Genomic DNA, 22,325 nt, shown 5'->3' with positions numbered 1-22,325 from the left:
TGCCCGCCTTCAGACTCACCCCATCGCCTGTCGAACCTTCCCCGAACGCCTGATCTCGCGTCATGACGACTGTCATGTCGTCAGTGGCGTGCTCGGGTGACGTCGGGCTCGCCTCCGGGATGCCCGGGGCACGAGATGGCGTGAGGCAAGACCGATTCCGCCTGCAAGAGGACATGAGATGGCTCGTATTGCCATGGCACGCCACATTCTGGTGAAGACCGAGGCCGAGGCGCAGCGTCTCAAGCAGTCACTGGAGCGCGGCCAGCCGTTCGAGAAACTGGCGAAGAAGCACTCCACCTGTCCCTCCGGCAAGCAGGGCGGTGACCTGGGCGAAGTGCGCCCCGGCCAGATGGTCGGCGGCATTGATCGCGCCATCTTCAAGGGGCCGCTCAATACCCTGCAGGGGCCGCTGAAGAGCAAGTTCGGCTATCACCTGCTGGAAGTCTTCTTCCGCGGCTGATGCCTGCCAGGCCTTCGCCGCTCCCCGTATTTCCCGGCGCCAGCGTGACACTTCGTCACCGCCCACCTTTTTCATTTCAAACGGATATTCCCTCGTGATCTCTACCGCCAATCTCACCATGCAGTTCGGTGCCAAGCCGCTGTTTGAAGACGTCTCCGCCAAGTTCGGGCGTGGCAATCGCTACGGCCTGATCGGCGCCAACGGCTGCGGCAAGTCGACCATGATGAAGATTCTCGGTGGCGATCTGGAGCCGTCCGGTGGTCACGTCATGCTCGAGCCCAACATCCGTCTGGGCAAGCTGCGCCAGGACCAGTTCGCCTATGAGGAATACACGGTGCTCGACACCGTCATCATGGGCCACGAGCGTCTGGCCGTGGTCAAGGCCGAGCGTGACCGCATCTACTCGCTGCCGGAGATGAGCGAGGAAGACGGCATGAAGGTCGCCGACCTCGAGGTCGAATTCGCCGAGCTGGATGGCTACACCGCCGAAGCGCGTGCCGGTGAGCTGCTGATGGGCCTCGACATCCCCATCGAGCAGCACCTGGGGCCGATGAGCGAAGTCGCGCCGGGCTGGAAGCTGCGCGTGCTGCTGGCGCAGGCGCTGTTCTCCGATCCTGACGTCCTGCTGCTCGATGAGCCGACCAACCACCTGGATATCAACACCATCCGCTGGTTGGAAGGCGTGCTGACCGCGCGTTCCAGCACCATGATCATCATCTCGCACGATCGCCACTTCCTGAACAGTGTCTGCACCCACATGGCGGACCTGGATTACGGTGAGCTGCGTCTGTTCCCGGGCAACTACGACGAGTACATGACCGCTGCCACCCAGGCGCGCGAACAGCTGCAGGCCGACAACGCCAAGAAGAAGGCGCAGATCGCCGAGCTGCAGTCCTTCGTCAGCCGCTTCTCCGCCAACGCCTCCAAGGCCAAGCAGGCGACCTCGCGTGCCAAGCAGATCGACAAGATCCAGCTCAACGAGATCAAGCCGTCCTCACGCGTCAGCCCGTTCATCCGCTTCGAGCAGACCAAGAAGGTCCACAACAACGCGGTGATGATCGACAAGCTCTCCAAGGGCTTCGACGGCAACACCCTGTTCGAGAACTTCAGCTTCACGGTCGCCGCCGGTGAGCGTGTTGCCATCATCGGCCCGAACGGCATCGGCAAGACCACGCTGCTGCGCACCCTGGTCGGCGAGATGCACCCGGACGCCGGTGAAGTGAAGTGGACCGACGCCGCGGACGTCGGCTACTACGCGCAGGACCACGCCCATGACTTCGCCAACGACATGAGCCTCTATGACTGGATGGCACAGTGGACCGGCGGCGGCGAGCAGGTCGTGCGTGGCACCCTGGGTCGCATGCTGTTCTCCAATGACGACATCCAGAAGTCGGTCAAGGTCATTTCCGGTGGCGAGCAGGGCCGCATGCTGTTCGGCAAGCTGATCCTCAAGCAGCCCAACGTGCTGTTGATGGATGAGCCGACCAACCACCTGGACATGGAATCCATCGAGGCACTCAACCTCGCGCTGGAAAACTACCCGGGCACCCTGATCTTCGTCAGCCACGACCGCGAATTCGTCGGCTCGCTGGCTACTCGCATCATCGAGCTGAAGGCCGATGGCGTGGTCGACTTCTCCGGCACCTACGACGATTACCTGCGCAGCCAGGGCGTCATCGTCTGAGACGCGCCGTGACTGGCTAGTCTGTCCGGTCTGACAAGACACCCTCATCGTCTCTGACGGTGGGGGTGTCTTGTTTCCCATGTCCGGCCGCTGGCTGCGGCAGGCTTCTGGTAGAATGCCGGCCCCGTGTGTCTGCACAGCCGATTTCCTTTCCTTTCTTCGCTTCACGGAGTGTCCCGCATGGCCACATATGACGTCATCATCATCGGCGCAGGCGCGGCAGGCCTGATGTGTGCCGCCACGGCAGGCTATCAGGGCAAGCGCGTGCTGGTGCTGGACCACGCCAACAAGGCCGGCAAGAAGATCCTGATGTCCGGCGGTGGGCGCTGCAACTTCACCAATCTGGATGCCGGTCCAGCCAACTTCTTCTCGCGCAATCCGCATTTCTGCATCTCGGCGCTCAAGCGCTACACGCCGCACCATTTCCTGGAACTGGTGGAGCGCCATGGGCTGGAGCACGTCGAGAAGAAGCCGGGACAGCTATTCTGTGCCGATTCCGCCAAGGACCTGCTGGCGATCCTGCTGACGGAGTGTGAATGGGCCGGAGCGGAGATTCGCCTGAGTACGCGCATCACCTCGCTGGAGCGCGCGGGCGAGGGCATGCGGGTCGAGACCAGCAATGGCACGCACACGGCAGGGCGCGTGGTGGTGGCCACCGGCGGCATGTCGATTCCGACGCTGGGCGCGACCGGCTTCGGCTACGACATCGCGCGCCAGTTCGGGCTCGAGGTCACCGATACCTACGCCGCGCTGGTGCCTTTCACGCTGACCTCGCAGTGGAAGGAGCGTCTGTCGCCGCTGTCGGGGCTTGCCTGTGACGTCAGCGTCACCGCCGGCAAGGGCCATTATCGCGAACCGATGCTGATCACCCATCGCGGGCTTTCCGGTCCGGCGATGCTGCAGGCTTCCAGCTGGTGGACGCCCGGTCAGCCGCTGGACATCGATCTGCTGCCGGGCGTGGATGCTTACGCCGAGCTGCTCGCCCTGCGCGAGCAGCATCCCAAGCGCCAGATCGGCCCCTGGCTTGGCGAGCGCCTGCCCAAGCGCCTCGCCCAGTCGCTGGTCGAGTGGCAGGACGCCGACGCCGGACGCATCAGCGAGCGCAGCCTCGCCGAGCTTTCCAACGCGCGTCTCGAGCAGCTGGCCAAGGCGCTCAATCACTGGCAGCTCAAGCCGGCGGGCACCGAAGGCTGGCGCACCGCCGAGGTCACCATGGGCGGCGTGGTCACTGATGCCATCTCGCAGAAGGACTTCAGCGTGCGCGATCTGCCGCAGCTGGCCTTCATCGGCGAGGTGCTGGATGTCACCGGTGAATTGGGCGGCTACAACTTCCAGTGGGCGTGGTCCTCGGCGGTGGCCTGCGGCCTGAACTGCTGACCGGCACCTTCTCGCCACTACTCGCGCTCACGCCATCTGCTGGCGGATGGCGGGCAGGCGCTGCTCGACCAGTGCGACGAAGGCCTCGATCACCGGGCGGACCGGTGTGGTCGGGTAGTGCAGCTCCAGCGGTACCGCGCCGAGTGCCGGGCGCAGGGGAATGAACTGGCAGCCATCGCGTTGCAGGCGGCGAATGCAGCCGGGCGCGATGGCGACTCCCAGTCCCGCCGCCACCTCACTGAGCAGTGTCTGCATCAAGGCCGGTTGGCGCTGGATGCGTGGCGAGAAGCCGGCATCGCCGCAGGCACTGATGATCTGATCGAACAGCCCCGTCGCGTGCCCGCGCTGAAACAGCACGAAATCTTCCTGCGCAAGCTCGCTGAGGGCGAGTCGCTTGCGGTGCGCCAGACGATGCCCCTCGGGCACCACTGCCATCAGCACATCCTCGTAGACCGCCAGGGCGGTCAGGCTGTCACGCTGCTCGCCGGGAAGCGGGCGCGACAGCCCGATGTCGATCTCGTCACGCGCGAAGGCATCCAGCTGCTGCTGGGCGCTCATCTCATGCAATGACAGGCTGACCTCGGGATGGTCGCTGGCGAAGTCACGCATCAGTCCGGGCACGAAGCTTGCGCAGGCCGAGCTCATGTAGCCGATGCGCAGAGTGCCGGTCTGGCCGCTGGCAGCCATCGCCACGCGCTTGCGTGCCTGAGCCTCCAGCGCCAGCATGCGCTGCGCTTCTTCCAGCAATGCCTCCCCCGGTGCCGTCACCTTCACCTCCCGCGTATTGCGCCATAGCAGGCTGACGCCCAGCTCGGCTTCGAGGTCGGCGATCTGGCGGCTGATGGCGGGTTGCACGGTATGCAGCTCGCGGGCGGCGGCCGAGAAGCTTCTGTGCGTCGCCACCGAGACGAAGGTTTTCAGTGTGCGGAGTTCCATGCCGGCCCTCGTGGCTGATTGATGTTCAGTCAGTATAAGTCATATCAAGTATTGTTATTTCTATTATAAGCCTGCACTCGCTAGCCTGAAGGCCTGTCAAACCTCCCTTCGTCAGTCTCTGCCGTCTCGCCTTGTCTCCTGCCTCTTGCCGCTGGCCGCTGGCTTTGCCTCGCATGCACGCAAGCAAGCGAGCAGGTGGGGCGCGTAGCGGCTGACAGGAGGGTTCTGAATTCGAGTGGAGCCGATATGACGACATCAACGAGTGGAGTGGCCGCGCAGGAGACGCGCGGACCCTCACAACCGCTGTCTGCCGGCGGCCGTTTCACGCTGCTGGCCATCGCCTGTCTGACCATCATGGTGGGTACCGTGGTCGCGCCGGGGCTTCTGAGCATCGCCTCGGCGCTTGAGGTGGTGAGCCATGCCAGCTGGCTGATTACCCTGCCGTCGCTGGGCGCCGTGCTGTTCGCGCCCATCGCCGGGCGCATGATCGATCGTATTGGTGCCTATCGCTCACTGGTCGGCGGGCTGCTGCTGTATGGCGTGCTGGGCGCGGGCGGGGCGCTGCTGGAAGGCGCCGGCACCGTCGTCGTGTTCGCCGATCGCATTCTGCTCGGCGGCGTGACCGCCGTGGTGATGGCGGGCGGCACCACGCTGATTTCCGAGTGGTATCACGGCCATGCGCGTCTGGCGATGATCGCCCAGCAGGGCATGTCCATCGAGCTTGGCGGGGTGATCTTCCTGTTTGTCTGCGGTGTGCTGGCGGGGATCGCCTGGCAGTGGCCCTTCGCCCTCTATCTGCTGGCCTGGGTACTGCTGGCCATGCTGTGGATGATGGTGCCGAAGCAGTCGCCTGAAGCGCACGCCGAGGAGGCCGGAAATGCCGGCGGTGAGGCCTTGTCCTCCTCGCTGACCAGCGTCTACCTGGCCGCGGCCATCTCGTTGACGCTGTTCTTCACCGCCATCGTCATGCTGCCGATGCGCTTGAATCTGCTGGGGCTGGATGAAGCGGCCACCGGTATCTTCCTGGCGGGCATTTCGCTGGTCGCGGTGGTCGCGGCGATGCTGATGCCGAAGGTGTCGCGTGCCCTGGGTGAGATGCCGACGCTGGTGCTGGCCTTCCTGCTCTATGCCGGCAGCCTGTTCCTCTTCCAGCAGGCCGAGAACATGACGCTGATGAGCGTCGGTGCCGTGTTGTCCGGCATGGGCTTCGGCTTCTCGATCCCCTTGCTCAACCACATGACGGTGGAGCGCAGCCACACCTCAGTGCGCGGTCGCAATCTCTCCTACCTGACGATGGCGATCTTCCTGGGACAGTTCCTGACGTCCTTCCTGGAATTCCTGCCCGGTGATGGCAGCAATGTCTTCGGCGCCGCCGCCGTGCTGGGGCTGATCTTCGCGGTGCTCTATCTGGGCGTGTATCTGCTCAAGCGTGACAGCCGTAGCGCTTAATTCGCGGCAGGGTTAACAGAACGACACGTCGCAATGACGAAAAAAAGCCCCGTCACCTGAATCCCAGGTGGCGGGGCTTTCGCTGTAATGCCGCGATCATTTGTCGAACAATATTCTCAGACGGCGAATCATCACCCAGCTCATCAGCCCGCGCTTGAGCAGGCTCAGGCCCTTCTTTGGCCGGAACCCGCCTCGCGCCGCGATCAGGCCGCCCACCAGCACCAACGGGCCGCGGTATTGCTGGACCTTGGCCCAGCCGCGGTCGATTGGGGCGGTGGCCTCCTTGAGTTCGCGCATCGCATGGCTGACATCGAGGCGCTGCTGACTGATGCGTGCTTCGAGTTCCGCACGCCGAGCGTCACGCGGATGTGCTGATCGGCGTCCGTTCCCCTGTACGGGGGGCAGCGCCGATTCGCGTCGCGCGAGGGACTGTCTGGAAGAACTCATCTCGCCTCCTTGGCAGGCACTGGCAGGCGGGGCATCAAAGGTTTTCGCGTTGGCGCTGGCGTTCCAGTGCGTCGGCACGCACATCCTTGAGGCTGTCGCTGTCACGGCTCAGGTTGCTGAGCGTGGAACGCAGCAGACTGCGCTGGGAAGCGATCACCTTGACGCGCCAGGCGATCAATCCCCCCAATGCCAGCAGGATACCGCCGCTCAGGGCGATGGCCAGCAGGCGGTGGGTATCCCAGAAGGCCACGACTACCAGCAGGATCGCCAGGCCGATGCCGAAGCAGATCAGCATCAGGGCGATACCCGACAGCAGCAGCATCACGAACAGCCGTTCGCGCTCTTCCTCGAGCTCCAGCACGGCGAGACGCAAGCGCGTCTCGCCACTCTCGACCAGGCTCGCAGTCAGACGTCGGATGGCGCCAAGTACGCGTTCAACCGGCCCTTGCTCCTGCATCAGCGACGGCCAAGCAGCATACCGACGACGACACCGGCGGCCGCGCCGATACCGACACTGGTCCACGGGTTGTCGTGCACGTAGCGGTCAGCGCAATCCGCTGATTCGCGCGCGCCGGCGGCGATGCGATCGCCCTGGGCGCTGAGGCGGGCGCGGGTGGCTTCCAGGCGAGTCTGGGCGCGGGCGCGGGCTTCCTTCATGCTCTCGCGGGAATCTTCAGCCGAGGCGTGCAGCAGTTCCTCGACGGTCTGGGACAGATGGCGCAGATCTTCCTTCAGCTGGTCGGTGTTGGCACCGGTCGCGGAAGTGGTGTGATCGCCGATCTTTTGCATAGCCATGGTGTAACTCCTTCCCGTATGTCGAATCAGATTTCGCGAATGGTGAGCGCGGTGTTGTCTGCGCTTGACTCTCGAACTCTCTCTTCCCTGGGGCGCCGCAGGCGGCAGGGCATGACCTGAATCCACTTGCACGAGACTCTTGCAAGCATCGTCAGCACGTCGTCACGACGCGTCTTGCGTGGTCATGCACAAGTCGTGGGGGTCGAACGCGACAAACACAAGGGCAAGACACGCACAGAGCACGATATCGCTATGTCACGGGCGGTAGGCATGATCTGGATCATGGATGTGCCACTAGGTCTACATGGGCAGTCCACATGGGCGGTGCATACGGAAGGCAGATGGCAAGACGGGCAGCCTGGGCTGCCCGTTGCGGGAGGGTCGTGCGAGTTCTTTTATCAGAACTTTTTGATCAGGTCTCTTTGATCAGAGCTTTTTGATCAGGTCTCTGGTGAGCCGGCGAAGAAGGTATTGATCGAGAAGCCAAGGCCAAAGCGATTCACGCTGTGGTCGTAGTCGATCAGGCTCTCACCGTAGCCGTGGTAGTACTGCACGTAGCCACGTACCTTGCCGAACAGCGGGAAGGAGTAGTCGAGCTGGTTGCCGTAGTTACCCTTGGAGGGGTTGCCACGCACCATCCAGGTGACTTCGTGCTGATCGGAGGTATAGCCGACCGTGATGTCGCCGTAGCCGATGTAGTTGTAGAGGTCCGGATTGTCGTCCTCGTCGGACTCCTCCGGCACGCGCCAGTGCGGCGTGACCGCGATGGCCCAGTCGCCGTTCTGGAACATCATGTCGGCGTAGACACGGTTCCAGCTGCGCGACAGCGGGTCGGAACGGCCGTTGGACTGATGCGCGAAACCGATGCGGTTGCGGGTATTGGTCCAGCCGAACAGCTCATAACGATTGTCGAACTGCAGGAAGGCTTCCGGCTCGTAATTGGTCTCGCGGAACGGCGCCGAGGCATCGGAGTTGTAGGCCTGCCACCAGCTGCGCTGGGTATAGGCGAAGAACACGTCGCCATTGTCACCGAAGATGTCGTCCATCAGCTCGACCTTGAGGCTGAGCTGGTATTTTACCTCGGTCTTGTCCACCTCGCCTTCCTGGGTGACTTCGGCAAAGCCGTTGGCATCCGGGTTGGTGTTGTAGGCCCAGGGCAGCAGGTAATTGCGCTTGTAGGCGGTGATGGCCAGCGGATTCTTCTCGGCGTCGTTCTCCAGCACGACACGCTCCTTGGCGCGCTGCTGGGCCAGGCTTTCATCGAGGGGCGCATCGACGCTCTGGCCTTGTGCCTGCTCGGTCTCGGCCGCTTCCGCCGAGTAGCGCTCGTAATCCGCGTCTTCGCGATTGGAGAGGAAGACCTGCTCGGTACGCGGGTCACTCTCGACGCCATCCGTCGTGCCCGGTGCAGAGGTCGCCAGCTCGCGCCAGTCAGCCTGGCTTATGGCACCCGCGCGGGCCTGGGCGGCAGTCATGCCCAGTGCTTCGGGGGCGAAGCGCTTGCCGTTGGCCAGTACAACGCGTCCTTCGGCATCCATGGTGTAGGGCACGTCGGCCGCTGCCGGTGCGGCGGCACCCAGCAGTACTGTGGCCAGCACTCCCGAGAGGCGTGCAGGGACGGACCGGAATCCGATGGAGGCAAGGCGGAGGGGCATGGAAATATCCTGTCGGTTACACCGCGGCGGGGGAGCAGCGCATTATGGAGCAATGTTCATGACATGTCTGCCATTCTACTGGTGGCGCAGTGTCCGGTTCCAGCACGAAGATTCCGACAGGTGCGTCGCCTCGATGCGACGATGCATGTCGCTCACGCTGGCCTGCAAGCACCGCTTTTTCGCCCCGTCACTCTTTGCTGCATTTTCTAGTTCATTCTCCACTTCATCCTTTGCTGGGCGGCCGCCGGCGGACGTTTGCCGACAAGGATTGCGTGGGATGCAGCGCCAGTCGACAATGCGGCCTTGCCCGCGTTTGCGGCCGGTCACGATGTCATCCTGCATGGCTGGCGGCGGCCTGGCGGGGCAGCAGAGCCGATGAAGAAGTGCGGTGGTGACCATTGAGGAGACAGCTGTGACAGGTAACAAGTCCTTGAGACTGATGATGTTGGCAGGCGCCTTGCTGCTGATGGTGCTGCTGGCCTGGGTGCCGGCCACGGCCAGTGCGGACGCCCCGAAGCGTGCTGATGTCCAGACTCAGCTTGAAGACCTGCAGAGCGTCGAGAAACCGGATGCCGACACCCGTCAGCGCATCGCGGACCTCAAGGATGCCCTGACGGTGCTCGACGACCTCGCCGAGGCCACCAGCAGCCTGAATTCCCTCAAGAGTGAGGTCAAGGAGGCGCCGGCGGAGTTGGCGAAGGCGCAGGCCGAGCTGGCGCGCCTGCCTCAGGACTACACCCCGCCCAGCATCGCGTCGCTGGAAGACGAGTCGGTCGAGGCACTGGACAAGCGCATGACCTCGATTCTCGACTCGCTGCAGAACCTGCAGGACAAGCTGGCCGATACCAATCGGCGCCTGATCAATGCCCAGAGCCTGCCGGAGCGTTCACGCTCGACCCTGGCCGATGCACAGCAGCAGGTGCAGCGCCTGCAGACCCAGCTGGGTGGCAGCGGCGATGCCGACCTGTCCGGCACCGGGCATGATCTGATCGAGGCGCGTCTGGCGCTGGCCGAGACGCGTGGCGAGCTGAGCCATTCAGAGCTCAATTCAAGCTCCCTGCTGCGTGAGCTGGCCCAGGTGCGCAAGACCCTCTACAGCCGTCAGATCGCCAATCTGGAGCAGGATCTGGAGCAGGTCCAGACGCTGGTCAACGACAAGCGCCGCAACCAGTCCGAGCAGACCATCGCCGATGCCACCAGTGGCGAGAATGCCGCGCTGGCCGACAATCCCATCTTCCAGCAGGTGCTCAACCGCAACCGCGAACTTAGCAGCCAGCTGCTGGCGATCACCGATCGCGTCAACGCCGTGATTCGCGATGGGCTGGAGGTGCGCACCCAGCTCGATCGCGTCACCCAGGTCGAGCGCACCATGAGCGAGCAGATCGAGGCCATCAAGGGCAGCGTCCTGCTGGCGCGTATCCTGCGTGAGCAGCAGAGCCGCCTGCCGCAGGTCGATGTGCGCAAGGACTTGAAGGAAGAGATCGCCGACCTGCGCCTCAAGCAGTTCGAACTCAACAAGGTGCGCGAGCAGCTCGCCGATATTCCGGGCTATCTCAATTCCTACGTGCTCGGCGAGGCCGCGGCGTTGGAACGCCCCGGCGGCAATGCCGATGTCAGCCAGATCAGCGCCGAGCTGCGTCAGGCGTTGATCGGTCAGCTGGAGGCGCGCAAGGAGCTGGTCGACAAGCTCGACAAGGAATACGACAGCCTGCTGGCACGCGCCATCGACCTGCAGCTCAACCAGCAGCAGCTGCTGGAAGTGTCAGGGCGTCTGCGCCAGACCATCGAGGAGCAGCTGTTCTGGGTCGCCAACGGCAAGCCGCTGGATCTCGACTGGCTGTCGCGTACCCCGGAAATGCTCGCCGAGGAGCTCAGGCCCAACGTCTGGCGTGGCGTGGTGGCGGGGCTGTCCAAGGGCTTTCAGCTCAGTGACCTGTGGGTGGCGCTGCCGGGCTTGCTGCTGCTGATCTTCATCACCTGGAAGCGTTCGCGCATCCGTGCGCGCCTGGCGGACCTGCACGCCCAGATAGGACGCCTGAAGCAGGACACCCAGCTGCATACGCCGCGCGCCATTCTGCTCAACGTCCTGCTGGCCATCCCCGGTGCGCTGGCGCTGGCCTTGATTGGCGGCGTGCTGTCGCTGGGCGAGGGCATCATGCTGTGGGCGCTGGGCCAGGCACTGTTGAAGCTGTCGCTGGCGTGGGGCATCTTCGCCATCTTCCGCCGCCTGCTGGTCAAGGACGGCGTCGCCGAGCGTCACTTCCAGTGGCCGGCCAACTACGTGGCGGAGCTGCGCCGTCATATCTGGTGGCTGGGCTTCGCGCTGCTGCCGGTGGTGCTGACCACCAACATCATCAGCGAGGCGGACCTCAACCTGCTCGAGCGCCCGTTGGGGCTGGCCATTCTGTTCGTGGGCCTTATGGCGATGAGCTTCTGTCTGTCGCGACTGATTCTGGCGCATGTCCCCTTCTTCGGCCTCAAGCTGTTCCGACTGATTCTGGGCCTTGCGATGGCGCTGGTGCCGGTGGCGCTGGGCGTGCTGATCTGCCTCGGCTACGAGTACACCGCGCTGCGCCTGTGTGGCCGCTTCATCACTACCATCTTCCTGTTCGGGGCCTGGATTCTGGTGGAAGCCACCGTGGTGCGCGGGCTGGCAGTCGCCGCGCGGCGTCTGGCCTATCGTCGCGCCGTGGCGCGTCGCCGTGCCCAGGTGCAGGAGGGCGCCGAAGGCGGTGTCGAGGTGGTGGAAGAGCCGCCGCTGGACATGGAGCAGGTCAACTCCCAGTCGCTGCGTCTCTCGAAGCTGATCCTGGTCATCAGCTTCCTGTCGATCTTCTATGTGGTGTGGGCCGATCTGCTCAATGTGCTCAGCTATCTCGACAGCGTGGTGGTGTGGGAAATCGCCGCTTCCGTCGAGGGCGATTCGGCGACGCCCATCTCGCTGGCGGATCTGATCGCGGGCATGATCACCCTCGCCGTGGCGGTGATGATGGCGCGCAACCTGCCGGGCCTGCTGGAGGTCTCGATCCTGTCGCGGCTCGAGCTCAAGCAGGGCTCCAGCTACGCGATCACCTCGCTGCTGTCCTACGTGATCATGGCCACCGGCTTCGTGATGACATTGGGTAGCATGGGCGTCAGCTGGGACAAGCTGCAGTGGCTGGTGGCGGCGTTGAGTGTCGGGCTGGGCTTCGGTCTGCAGGAGATCTTCGCCAACTTCATCTCGGGTCTGATCATCCTGTTCGAGCGCCCGGTACGCATCGGCGACACCATCACCATCGGCAACCTGCATGGCACGGTCAATCGCATCCGGATCCGCGCCACCACGGTGACGGATTTCGATCGCAAGGAGATCATCATCCCCAACAAGGTGTTCGTCACCGACCAGCTGATCAACTGGTCGCTGTCGGACAACGTCACGCGGGTGGTGCTCAATTTCGGTGTCGCCCATGGCAGTGATCTGGATCTGGCGCATCGTCTGCTGATGCAGGCCGCCCAGGAAAACAGGCGGGTGCTCAAGGACCCGGAGCCGCTGGTGTTCTGCCTGACCTACAACCAGGACAACTTCGGTTTCGAGCTGCGCATCTACGTCAATGACCTGACCGATCGCCTCTACGCCACCGATGAGATCAACCGCTGGGTGGATGCACGCTTCCGTGAGCATGGCCTCAAGGTCGCCTTCCAGCAGATGGATGTCTGGCTGCATCGCGACGATGGCACCGAGCGCCTCGTCGAGCAGCGCAGCGCCTCGGCGGAGCCGTTGCGCCCCGCCAGCGGCTCACCGGAAAGCAGCGAGGCGGAAAGCACGGAGTATCAGAGCAGCGAGCACCGGGAAGGTGGTGCGCTGATCGCGCGTCGCAAGCCCGCCGAGGGTCTGGCAGGCCGTGAGGACGCCGGGCTGCGCGAGGCCGCACCGGACGCCGATGGTGGTGACGGTGGCGGAGATGCCGGCGGTCGCTGACGCTGAACCCTCTCGCTCATCTCATTGAATGCCGCACGGCATCACGCACAAGGCGCCCCGCGGGGCGCCTTGTGCGTGATGGGCTCGATCCTGTGTCCAATGCCCCTGCAAAGGCGGCTTGTACAGATCGAACCGTAAAAAGGGGAGGTGCTAGCCAGCCCTGACGCCACGCATCATTGGTTCAATTCTGGCTGCGTGGCTGACGGGGGCTGGCCCTGAATCTGCCCCTGACCCAGGCTCGCCTCACCGGCAAAGGGAGCAGGGGCCTCGAATTCCAGTACCCAGCGGCTCAGGAAACTGGCCTGCTTGAGGCGATCGAGTGTCGCCAACAGGCCAGGGCCGATCTCGATCGGGCGTAGCGCATCGCCCAGCTGCTCGCGCATATGCTGAGCGCTGCCCTGGCCACTCACCTCGGGGTGCAAAGCGCCCAGCTGGCTGTCGCTGGCCACCGCCTGCTGGCCTTGCAGACTCAGCCACCAGTCGAGAAAGGCTTCACCGGCCTCGGGATGAGGTGCCTGCTGGGGGACGAAGGCCAGCCGGCGCTGAATCAGCACGTAGTCTTCCGGCACGATCACCACCAGCTCCGGATGGGCGCGGGCAAAGGTCACCGCATACGGGCCGACCAGGTTGTAGGCGATGTCCACCTCACCGCTGGCCAGTGCCTCGAGCATGGCGCCGGTGGTGCTGACCAGTCTGGCATCGGCTTGCCCCATGGCGCGCACCAACGTCCAGTAACGCGGCGATTGACGGGCATCGGACACGGCATAGGTAAAACCGGAGCCACTGCGGCGCGGGTCGTAGCTGATGATGCGGCCGCGCAGCTGCTCGCGGCGCGTCTCGAGCAGGTGCCAGAAGTCGCGATGGCTGCGCAGCACATCGCGGGGATTGCGCAGGCCGTCGAGGTCCGCCAGGCGCTTGAGCGCATCACGTCGCGCCACCATCACGATCGGCTCGAAGCTCATCGCATACAGCTCATTGCGCCAGCGTGAGTTGGCCGGCCAGGCGGCCAGATTGGGGGCCTCGAGAGCCAGGGCGTGGCCCTGATTGGCGAGTCGGTACTGCAGCCCCATGGCCGAGGAGATCATCAGATCCGCCTGCGGTGTCAGCGGCGCCTGCAGGTACTGTGCTTCAAGCCCGAGGGCGGAGCGATTGACGTAGTGCAGCACTCGCTCAGGATGCTGGCGGCTGTAACGCAGCAGCAGCGGGCGAATCTCGGGCAGGTCCAGTGCGGCGTGAATCGTCAGGTCGGCCGCGAGGCTGGCGTCGCTGCCAGGCGCGGGCGGCGTAACTGGCTGGCCGCCCTGCAACCACAGCGATTGATGCTCTTCGAGCAGCGGGTCAAACGCTGCCTGGGTCGCCGCTCGGGTCGCCGCCTGACTGACGGGGCTCAGAAGCATGGCCAGCGCGAGGCAGACCGTCAGCCGTCCAGATCGCTGTCTGCCCGGGCGGTGATGATCCGAGCGGTGATTGTCATGACCGTGATGGTCAGGGCGCTGCTGCCCGGTTCGCAGTCGTCTCGCTAGCATGCTGTGCCCCCTGGCTTCGCAGGCTTGTCGGCCTGTGCTGATTCATCCTCTCCATCCACTCTCACCTCAGGCGCTGCACAGGGCGCCAGATGCAGACTGACGCATAGCCCGCAGGGCGTGCCTGTCTCGGCTGTGCCGTTTGCGTCGGCTGCGCGGGTTGCATCGTCTGTGCGGGATGCAGGATCAGCAGCCTGCGTCACGCTGTGTGCTGTCGCGTCGCTGAGCGTCAGGCGCGCATCGTGATGTCGCGCGATGCCATCGACGATCGCCAGCCCCAGTCCGGCGCCTTCGTGATGCTTGAGTTCATCGGGCTGCTGCGCCGGCGTCTGATCATGACTGTCGGGCTGGGTGTTGCGGTGGAAGGGGCGCAGTACCAGCAGGCGCCGCTCGGCGTCGATGCCCGGGCCGTCATCCTCGACACTCAGCCGCCAGCGGCCCGCCAGTGCGGCGCTGTCCGGTTGCGTGAACGTGGCATCGCTCGGCGCCGCCATCCGGCTCAGGGTGAGTGTGACGGTGCGCGCGCCGTGCTTGCAGGCATTGTCGATCAGGTTGGCCAGTGCCTCCTCGAGCTGCCACTCGACGCCCAGCGTCCAGGCGGCACCATCGATGTCCGGGGCGATCTCGAGGCCGAGGTCCACGCCGGCGCGATCACAGCGCAGGAACAGGCGGCTGACGGTGGCGCGCGCCAGCGCCGACAGCTCCAGCGGCACGCGCGGCGGCTGCACTTCCGGGTTGTTGAGGCGTGTCAGCGACAGCAGTTGATTGGCCAGGTGGGCGGTATGGCTGGCGGTGGCCTGCATCTGGCCCAGCGCGGCATGCCAGGCGCTGGGGTCCTGCTGGCGCAGTGCCAGCTCGGCATGAGCGGAGAGTCCCGCCAGCGGGGTGCGCAACTGGTGCGAGGCGTCGCCGATGAAGCGCTCCTGATTGGCGCGCACGCGGCGCATGCGCGCCAGCAGGTCATTGATGGTGTGCTTGAGCTCCTCGAGCTCGCGCGGCAGGGGCAGGTTGAGCGGCGCCAGACTGCGCGAGTCGCGTTCGCGAATGGCGCGGCGCAGGCGGGTCAGCGGCGACAGCGCCAGCCGGACGCCGATCAGCACCACCAGCAGTGCCAGCGTGGCCATGCCCGCCAGACGCACCAGCGAGCCACTGAACAGCTCACGCGTCAGGGTGTCTCGTCCCTCGCGGGTATGGGCGACGCGAATGCTGTAGCGCTGGCCGTGGCGTGGGTCATCGCCCCAGCCGCCCAAGCGGGTATCCAGGCTGCCCAGCCGCAATGCCTGTCCCTGCCAGGCGATATCGCGAAACGACAGCTCGCCGCTGCGTCCAAGCGATTCCTGTGGGGCCAGGCGACCATTGGCGGCGCGATTGGCATCCGGCAGGTGGGTATTGCCGGTGACCTGCTCGCCATCGGCGTCCACCAGGCTGTAGAAGACACGCTCCTGGGCGTCGGTGGCCAGCATCTCGAGGGCGGCGGGCGGCAGGTCGAGCCACAATTGGCCATCCTGCCATTTGACCTGCTCCGCGATGGTGACCAGCGAGGCCTCCAGCAGCCGGTCGTAGGCGCGGTCCGCTGCCTCACGCGCCGACAGGAAGGCCTGCACCAGCAATAGAGTGCCCAGCGCCAGCAGGGGCAGCAGCAGCCAGCTCAGCAGGCGTCGATAGAGGCTGATGCTGCGTTTTGCCTCTGTCTGTGGGCGTGGTGAGGGTGCGGAATTCAAGCGCTGCCGTCCGTGGTCTGTTCCAGTAGATAGCCAAGGCCCCGGATGGTGCGCAGATTGACGTCGCTGCCTTCCAGGCGCTTGCGCAGGCGGTGCACATAGACCTCGATGGCGTTGTCGCCCACTGCTTCCTCCTCGCCGAAGGCCTCGCGGGTCAGGCGCGCCTTGTCCACCGGCTCGCCGGCATGCTGGATCAGGCAACCCAGCAGGCGCTGTTCGCGGGGCGGCAGCGCCAGCGGGGCATCGGCGAGCAGAAAGCGTGCATTGAGTGGCTCGAAGGCCAGGCTGCCGAGGGTCAGGCGTGGGGCGATGCCAGGCGAGGGCGCCGGCTGCTGGCTGGCCTGCTGACTGGCCTGAAGAGTGGCATGGCGGCGCAGCAGGGCGCGCACGCGGGCTTCCAGCTCATCGAGCACGAAGGGCTTGGCAAGATAGTCATCGGCGCCCAGGTCGAGCCCGCGCACGCGATCTTCGATGGCGCCGCGCGCGGTGAGAATCAGCACCGGGGTCTGGCGATCGTGCTGGCGCAGCGCGGCGAGAATCTCGAGCCCGGAAGCGCCGGGCAGGTTGAGGTCGAGCACGATCAGCGCGAAGCCGTGATCGCGGTGGGTCGCCAGGCGGGCAAGTGCCGCGGAGCCATCGGCCAGGTGGGTGACCGCTAGGCCCTCGGCGGAAAAGACGCTGCACAGTGTGCTGGACAGCAGGGCGTCGTCCTCGACCAGCAGCAGGGCCGGGGGCGGTGCGGTGGCTGGGCCATGCGCTGAAGCGTCAGCCGCTGAATCGTCAGGTGCTGAGGGGAGTGAGTCGGGAGAAGTCATCCGGGCTCCGCAAGGGCGCGTCAGGTACGCGACAAGAGTGGTGAGAGTCAGGAACAGGGCCGGTCTGCGACCTGCAATGGCCGCTTGAAGGCGCAATATTGCCTCAAACAGGCAGCCAATGGCGCTTGCGCCAGCGTATCATTGGTGGCCTGTTTCGTGTCGCTGACAAGGAAGCCAGCATGCCATCCGTTCCGCTATTGCAGCGCCTCAAGGCGCGCGCCTCTTGTCTCTCGCCAGCCCATTGGCTCACGGCTGTCATGTCGCTCAGGGCTATCACGTCGCTCAAGGCTGCCACCTCGCTCAAGGCTGACGCGCCGCTCAGGCCGCTGCTGACCTCGCTGGCGCTGGGGGTGGTGGGCGGTTGGCTGTTCCAGCTCACCGGCATGCCGCTGGCGTGGATGCTGGGGCCGCTGGTCGCCAACCTGCTGGGCGCGATGGCCGGGCTGAAGCTTGGTGTGCCGGACCGCCTGCGCAACCTGTTTCTGGGCGTACTGGGCCTGACGCTGGGCGCGCGCGTCTCGCCGGAGCTGGTCTCACACCTCTCCAGCTGGTGGTTGTCGGCGTTGCTGTTGCTGGCGGGGGTGTGGGCTTCGACGCTGGCCTGCGCCGCCTGGTATCGCCGCTGTGGTTTTGACGCCACCAGCGCGTGGTTCTCCTCGGTGCCCGGCGCGCTGACGGCGATGGTGGTGATCGGCGAGCGCATCGGTGGCGACCCGCAGCGCATCGCGGTGGCGCAATCGTTGCGGGTGCTGCTGGTGATCATGATTCTGCCGCCGCTCTATTGGGTGCTGGAAGGTGCGGCGGGCACGCCCGGCATCGGTAGCGATGTGGCGGTAAGCGGCCTGTGGCTGATCGCGGTGCTGCCGTTTCTGCTGCCCCTGGCCAGGCGACTGCGCATTCCCAATGCTTCGCTGCTGGCGCCGCTGTTGCTGGCGCTGGTGCTGTCGCTTGGCGACGTGGTGCGTTTCTCGCCACCGGTGTGGGGCACCGATGTCATGCAGCTGGTGCTGGGCTGCGCCATCGGGGCACGCTTCAAGGGCCTTACGCCGCGGGTGCTGGTCGGGGTGATGGGCCAGTCGGGCGTGGCGACCCTGATCTCGCTGTCGGTGCTGGGCTGCTTTGCCGAGCTGATCCATCAGCTGATGGGCGTGCCGCGTGACGTGGCCTTCCTCGCCCTGGCGCCCGGCGGTATCGGCGAGATGGCGCTATTGGCTGTGGCGCTCGATCTCGACCCGATCTTCGTCGCCTTCCATCACCTTCTGCGCCTGATCGTCCTGATGCTGTTGCTGCCGGTGATGGCGCGTCATTTCCGCCATCGCCGAGCGCGTGAGGCAACGCAATAGCCCGTGGCGTGATCTCCCCTTGTGAGGGCGGCGATGCGCTGTTATAGTGTGCGCCTTGATCACGCCAAGTGCTTGAAGTTCAAGCGATTGGCTAGGTAGTTCACCGAATGATCATATTTGTGGTGGCCCTGTCGGTCCTCCCGCAATGCTAGGCTGCAAACCCCGCCAGGCCCGGAAGGGAGCAACGGTAGTGGCTGACGCGTGTGCCGGGATGTGGCTGATGGGGCCGCCTCCATTTCAGGGCCCTGAAAGTGGCTGCTCGTGAAATGTCCGCATCATCCCGCCTGCTGCGCAACGCTCCATCTCAAGCCCTCGCAAGACCTTCGCTTCACGCTACCTGAAGCCTTTCGCCACACCCTCGCTGTCTGAACCTGTCATCTCCTGCCTGACCCGAGCCCCGCTTGGCGTTTCGTCGTGCCCGCAATTCGGGGGCGCACCACGCCTGTCACCCGGCCTCGCGCCCTCAATCCTGCTGCGCAAGTGGCATCGCGCTTTGAAGCCACACGGCAAGTCGCTAGAATGAGCGCATTCTCAGCGAGGCCTCGTCATCGGTCTCCGTCTGTCGACCGTCGGGGGTTAAGCCCAGCCGGGTCGTGCAGGTTTCAGCTCATGTTTCAGATCGCCCAAGGAATGCCCCGCTCAATGAGCTATCAGGTATTGGCGCGCAAGTGGCGCCCGCGCAATTTTCACGAACTGATCGGTCAGGAGCATGTCAGCCGTGCGCTGGTCAATGCCCTCGATCAGGGGCGCCTGCACCATGCCTATCTGTTCACCGGGACCCGCGGTGTCGGCAAGACGACGCTGGCGCGCATTCTGGCCAAGTGCTTGAACTGCGAAGAGGGCGTCAGCTCCAGGCCGTGTGGCGTATGTGGCACCTGTCGCGAGATCGATGAGGGCCGCTTCGTCGACCTGATCGAAGTCGACGCCGCCTCGCGGACCAAGGTCGAGGACACGCGTGAGCTGCTGGACAACGTCCAGTACGCGCCGACCCAGGGCCGCTACAAGGTGTACCTCATCGATGAGGTGCACATGCTGTCGACCCACAGTTTCAATGCGCTGCTCAAGACACTGGAAGAGCCGCCGCCCCACGTGAAGTTCCTGCTCGCGACCACTGATCCGCAGAAGCTGCCGGTCACCATCCTGTCGCGCTGTCTGCAGTTCACGCTCAAGAACATGCCGCCGGTGCGCGTGGTCGAGCACCTCTCCGACATTCTCGCCCGCGAGGAAGTCAGCTTCGAGGAAGACGCGCTGTGGCTGCTCGGCAAGGCCGCCGATGGTTCGATGCGTGACGCCATGAGTCTGACCGATCAGGCGATCGCCTTCGGCCATGGCCAGGTGCGGCGCGAAGATGTCGCCGCCATGCTCGGCACGCTGGATCACCGCCACGTGCTGGCGCTGCTGGAGTGTCTGGCCTCGCTGGACGCCGCGAGTCTGCTGGCGGAGGTGGCGACACTGGCCGAGCAGGGGCCGGACTACGGCGGGGTGCTGGATGACATGGCCTCCGTCTTCCACCGTCTGGCGATCGCCCAGATGGTGCCGAGCGCACTGGACAACGGGCATGGCGACCGTGATGCGCTGCTGGCGCTGGCCAGCCGTTTCACCGGTGAAGACGTGCAGCTCTATTACCAGATCGCCCTGCAGGGGCGTGGCGACATGGCCAACGCCCCGGATGCGCGCACCGCACTGGAAATGACGCTGTTGCGCATGCTGGCCTTCCGCCCGCAGGGCGTGCCGCGCCCGGCGCAGACGCCGCTGCCGATGACCGGCCAGGCGGAGGGTGCGAACGCGCCTGGCGCTCAAGCCCAGGCGCCTGTTCAGCAGGCTCCTGTTCAAGAAGCCCCGGTTCAGCCTCAGCAAGCGCCCGCGCCCCAGCCTGCCGCGCCAGCGACCGAAGCACAGCCGCCGATGGCCGACGAGCCGCCACCGTGGGCGACGGAGGACGTTCCGCAGGACGCCCGGGATGCCGGCTTTCGCGACGTAGCGCAAGACGTGCCCCAGCCAGCGGCCGCGCCAGTGTCGGCGCCAGCGCCAGAACAGACGGCAGCTCCCGCACAGGCGCCCGCTGCGCCAAGCTCGGCGATGTCACGCCTGAGTGCCGCCTTCGGTTCCGCGCCAGCACAGCCAGAGGCTGCTGAGTCATCGGCCCCGCAGCCCGCTGAAATGGCAGCGCCGCAGCCCGCTGAAGCAGTACTAGCAGCGCCGCAGCCCGCTGAGTACTCAGCGCCAGCACAGCCCGAGCCCGCTGCACCGCCGGCGCCTGAGCCGGTCGTGTCTGAGCCTGTCGCAAACGAGCCGGTCGCCAGCGAGCCAGCCGTGGCAGCGCAACCGCTGCCGGAGCCTGCTCCCGCACCGGAGCCTGCTCCCGCACCGGTGCCGGCACCCGCGGCTGCTCCCACACCGGCGCCAAGCGCCTCGAGTGCCGATGGTCGCTTGAATCACGCGGCGTGGCTGGAGCTGTTCCCCGCGCTGGGACTGGGCGGCATCACGCGCAATATCGGCGCGCATTGCCTGGTCGAGCACGATGACGGCACCCACCTCAAGTTGAGGCTGGACCCCGCTCAGTCGGCGATGATGGCCGACGTCCATCAGGATCGCATTCGCAAGGCGCTGGCGGGCCAGGGTGTGGAGCGTGTGCTGGAGATCAGCGTCGCGCCCCTGCCGGAAGGTCTGGAAACGCCGCACAGTCGTCGCATTCGTCTGCTGGGTGAACGTCACGTGCGTGCGGTTGAAGCCTTGCGTGCTGACCCGCATATCCAGTCCATGGAGCAACAGCTGGGCGCACGTCTGATCGAGGAAAGCGTCAACTCCTTCGAGCCGGACGATTTCTGACGCTCTGGGCAGTTTCGACCGAGCGTCGGCGGTGCCGGGCATCGCTGACGCTTTCCCGGATTCGCGGTGCGTGTGCCGACAAGGCATGCACACCACAGGCCGGAGGTGCCACGACATGGCACGTCCGCCAGACAGCATTTATCGTTAGGTCATGTTCAACACGTTATTGATGAGGTGAGCCATGTTCGGTGGAAAAGGCGGTATGGGTAACATCATGAAGCAGGCGCAGGAAATGCAGGAGCGCATGCAGAAGGTCCAGGAAGAAGCCGCCAAGGCGGAAGTCCAGGGCGAATCCGGCGCGGGCATGGTCAAGGTCACCATGAACGGTCGTCATGACGTCGCGCGCGTCGAGATCGATCCGAGCCTGATGGAAGAAGACAAGGAGCTGCTGGAAGATCTGCTGGCGGCCGCCGTCAATGACGCGGTGCGCAAGGTCGAAGTCAACTCCAAGAAGCAGATGGAAGAGGCGACTGCTGGCATGAACCTTCCGGCCGGCTTCAAGATGCCGTTCTGATGGGATTTTCGCCGCTGGTAGATCAGTTGCTGGATGCCTTGCGCGTGCTGCCGGGCGTTGGCCCGCGAACGGCACAGCGCATGGCGCTGCATCTGCTGGAGCGTGATCGCATGGGCGCCGACCGTCTGGTCGGCGTGCTGGGCGAGGCGCTGGAGCGCGTCGGCTATTGCGCGCGCTGCCGCACGCTGACCGAGGAAGAGGTCTGTCAGCTGTGCCTGAGTCCGCGGCGTGATGAGCGCGTGCTGTGCGTGGTGGAATCGCCCGCCGACCAGCTCGCCATCGAGGGCGCGGGTGGCTACGTGGGGCGCTACTTCGTGCTGCACGGCCATCTGTCGCCGCTGGATGGTATCGGGCCCGAGGATATCGGGCTGGATGCGCTGGAAACCCGCGTCCGCGAGAGCCAGATCGAGGAGCTGGTGCTGGCCACCAACCCGACGGTCGAGGGCGAAGCCACCGCACATTACATCGCCGAGCAGCTTCGCGATGTGCAGCACGGTGGGCAGCCGCTCAAGCTGACGCGTCTGGCCTATGGCGTGCCGATGGGCGGGGAGCTGGAATACGTCGATGGCGGCACGCTCAGTCGTGCCTTCAGCGGCCGTCTGCCGTTCACCCTCGGCGAGATCTGATGCGATACCGGTGCCGACGCTGTTCGGCACCGGTATCAAGGCAGCTTCGGTATCAAAGCAACTACAGCAGCACGTCTGCGGGCGTGGTGGTCAGGAACCACCACGCCCGCGGTCGTTTACCGCCCGGTGTCTGGCGAGTGCCCGTCACCTTCAATTTCCGCTTGCCCGGGCAAGCCTGTCACCACGAGATTTC

17 protein-coding genes and 1 other RNA gene are annotated in these 22,325 nt (G+C 65.2%); 10 read left to right on the top strand and 8 right to left on the bottom strand.

Annotation, left to right across the window (positions count from 1 at the left end; all coding sequences use genetic code 11):
* The first annotated feature begins 178 nt into the window (after window positions 1-178).
* From HA399_RS13750 to HA399_RS13740, 3 genes are all read left to right on the top strand, one after another.
* Window positions 179-460 carry a peptidylprolyl isomerase gene (locus HA399_RS13750; protein ID WP_043333877.1) on the top strand — a complete coding sequence of 94 codons (282 nt, stop codon included), beginning with the start codon at window positions 179-181 and terminating at the stop codon, window positions 458-460.
* Between the two features lie 94 nt (window positions 461-554).
* A complete protein-coding gene (locus tag HA399_RS13745) occupies window positions 555-2,144 on the top strand; it encodes an ABC-F family ATPase (protein ID WP_404325285.1) in 1,590 nt (529 codons plus the stop codon).
* Window positions 2,145-2,324: 180 nt separating this feature from the next.
* Window positions 2,325-3,521 (top strand): NAD(P)/FAD-dependent oxidoreductase, encoded by a 1,197-nt coding sequence (locus tag HA399_RS13740; RefSeq protein WP_215823375.1) that lies wholly within the window; start codon window positions 2,325-2,327, stop codon window positions 3,519-3,521.
* 27 nt (window positions 3,522-3,548) lie between these two features.
* Here the strand turns inward: HA399_RS13740 and HA399_RS13735 are convergent, their stop codons facing one another.
* Entirely contained in the window at window positions 3,549-4,457 is a 909-nt protein-coding gene (locus HA399_RS13735; RefSeq protein ID WP_404325284.1) for a LysR substrate-binding domain-containing protein, read from the bottom strand.
* A 246-nt stretch (window positions 4,458-4,703) separates the two neighbouring features.
* Between HA399_RS13735 and HA399_RS13730 the strand changes: the two genes are divergently transcribed.
* On the top strand, window positions 4,704-5,906 hold the full coding sequence (locus HA399_RS13730) for an MFS transporter (protein ID WP_404325283.1): 1,203 nt from the start codon (window positions 4,704-4,706) through the stop codon (window positions 5,904-5,906).
* Between the two features lie 96 nt (window positions 5,907-6,002).
* Here the strand turns inward: HA399_RS13730 and HA399_RS13725 are convergent, their stop codons facing one another.
* The 4 genes from HA399_RS13725 to HA399_RS13710 all read right to left on the bottom strand — a co-directional run bounded on the left by HA399_RS13725 (window position 6,003) and on the right by HA399_RS13710 (window position 8,803).
* Window positions 6,003-6,353 (bottom strand): YqjK-like family protein, encoded by a 351-nt coding sequence (locus tag HA399_RS13725; RefSeq protein WP_404325282.1) that lies wholly within the window; start codon window positions 6,351-6,353, stop codon window positions 6,003-6,005.
* Between the two features lie 34 nt (window positions 6,354-6,387).
* Window positions 6,388-6,810 (bottom strand): phage holin family protein, encoded by a 423-nt coding sequence (locus tag HA399_RS13720; RefSeq protein ID WP_043333873.1) that lies wholly within the window; start codon window positions 6,808-6,810, stop codon window positions 6,388-6,390.
* Window positions 6,810-7,148: a DUF883 family protein gene (locus HA399_RS13715; RefSeq protein WP_347421713.1), complete on the bottom strand. Its 339-nt coding sequence runs from the start codon at window positions 7,146-7,148 to the stop codon at window positions 6,810-6,812. The genes HA399_RS13720 and HA399_RS13715 overlap by 1 nt, the downstream gene beginning before the upstream one ends.
* A 440-nt stretch (window positions 7,149-7,588) precedes the next feature.
* Complete coding sequence (locus HA399_RS13710) at window positions 7,589-8,803, bottom strand: phospholipase A (protein ID WP_404325281.1); 1,215 nt, start codon at window positions 8,801-8,803, stop codon at window positions 7,589-7,591.
* Between the two features lie 412 nt (window positions 8,804-9,215).
* Between HA399_RS13710 and mscK the strand changes: the two genes are divergently transcribed.
* Window positions 9,216-12,761 (top strand): mechanosensitive channel MscK, encoded by a 3,546-nt coding sequence (mscK, locus tag HA399_RS13705; RefSeq protein ID WP_404325280.1) that lies wholly within the window; start codon window positions 9,216-9,218, stop codon window positions 12,759-12,761.
* 173 nt (window positions 12,762-12,934) lie between these two features.
* Here the strand turns inward: mscK and HA399_RS13700 are convergent, their stop codons facing one another.
* From HA399_RS13700 to HA399_RS13690, 3 genes are all read right to left on the bottom strand, one after another.
* Window positions 12,935-14,158: an ABC transporter substrate-binding protein gene (locus HA399_RS13700; RefSeq protein WP_404325279.1), complete on the bottom strand. Its 1,224-nt coding sequence runs from the start codon at window positions 14,156-14,158 to the stop codon at window positions 12,935-12,937.
* A 122-nt stretch (window positions 14,159-14,280) separates the two neighbouring features.
* The gene (locus tag HA399_RS13695) at window positions 14,281-16,005 is read right to left on the bottom strand and encodes a sensor histidine kinase (RefSeq protein ID WP_404325278.1); all 1,725 of its coding nucleotides are present in this window, start codon (window positions 16,003-16,005) and stop codon (window positions 14,281-14,283) included.
* Window positions 16,002-16,820, bottom strand: coding sequence for a response regulator (locus tag HA399_RS13690; RefSeq protein ID WP_404325277.1), 819 nt, complete (start codon window positions 16,818-16,820; stop codon window positions 16,002-16,004). The genes HA399_RS13695 and HA399_RS13690 overlap by 4 nt, the downstream gene beginning before the upstream one ends.
* A 179-nt stretch (window positions 16,821-16,999) precedes the next feature.
* On the opposite strand from HA399_RS13690, the gene HA399_RS13685 reads away from it, so the two are divergent.
* The 5 genes from HA399_RS13685 to recR all read left to right on the top strand — a co-directional run bounded on the left by HA399_RS13685 (window position 17,000) and on the right by recR (window position 22,132).
* Window positions 17,000-18,163, top strand: a complete 1,164-nt coding sequence (locus HA399_RS13685) for an AbrB family transcriptional regulator (protein ID WP_404325276.1) — start codon at window positions 17,000-17,002, stop codon at window positions 18,161-18,163.
* Between the two features lie 129 nt (window positions 18,164-18,292).
* Window positions 18,293-18,389, top strand: an RNA gene (gene ffs, locus HA399_RS13680) — signal recognition particle sRNA small type.
* A gap of 416 nt (window positions 18,390-18,805) precedes the next feature.
* Window positions 18,806-20,992, top strand: a complete 2,187-nt coding sequence (gene dnaX, locus HA399_RS13675; protein ID WP_404325275.1) for a DNA polymerase III subunit gamma/tau — start codon at window positions 18,806-18,808, stop codon at window positions 20,990-20,992.
* 181 nt (window positions 20,993-21,173) lie between these two features.
* On the top strand, window positions 21,174-21,506 hold the full coding sequence (locus tag HA399_RS13670) for a YbaB/EbfC family nucleoid-associated protein (protein ID WP_043333871.1): 333 nt from the start codon (window positions 21,174-21,176) through the stop codon (window positions 21,504-21,506).
* Complete coding sequence (recR, locus tag HA399_RS13665; protein ID WP_043333870.1) at window positions 21,506-22,132, top strand: recombination mediator RecR; 627 nt, start codon at window positions 21,506-21,508, stop codon at window positions 22,130-22,132. Before HA399_RS13670 ends, recR begins: the two co-directional genes overlap by 1 nt.
* Window positions 22,133-22,325 lie beyond the last annotated feature (193 nt).

The sequence above is a fragment of the Cobetia sp. UIB-001 genome (assembly GCF_044789135.1).
Taxonomy (GTDB): Bacteria; Pseudomonadota; Gammaproteobacteria; order Pseudomonadales; family Halomonadaceae; genus Cobetia; species Cobetia amphilecti.
The sequence above is the reverse complement of the archived record's forward strand: the minus strand, read 5'-3'. Positions and strand labels throughout refer to the sequence as shown.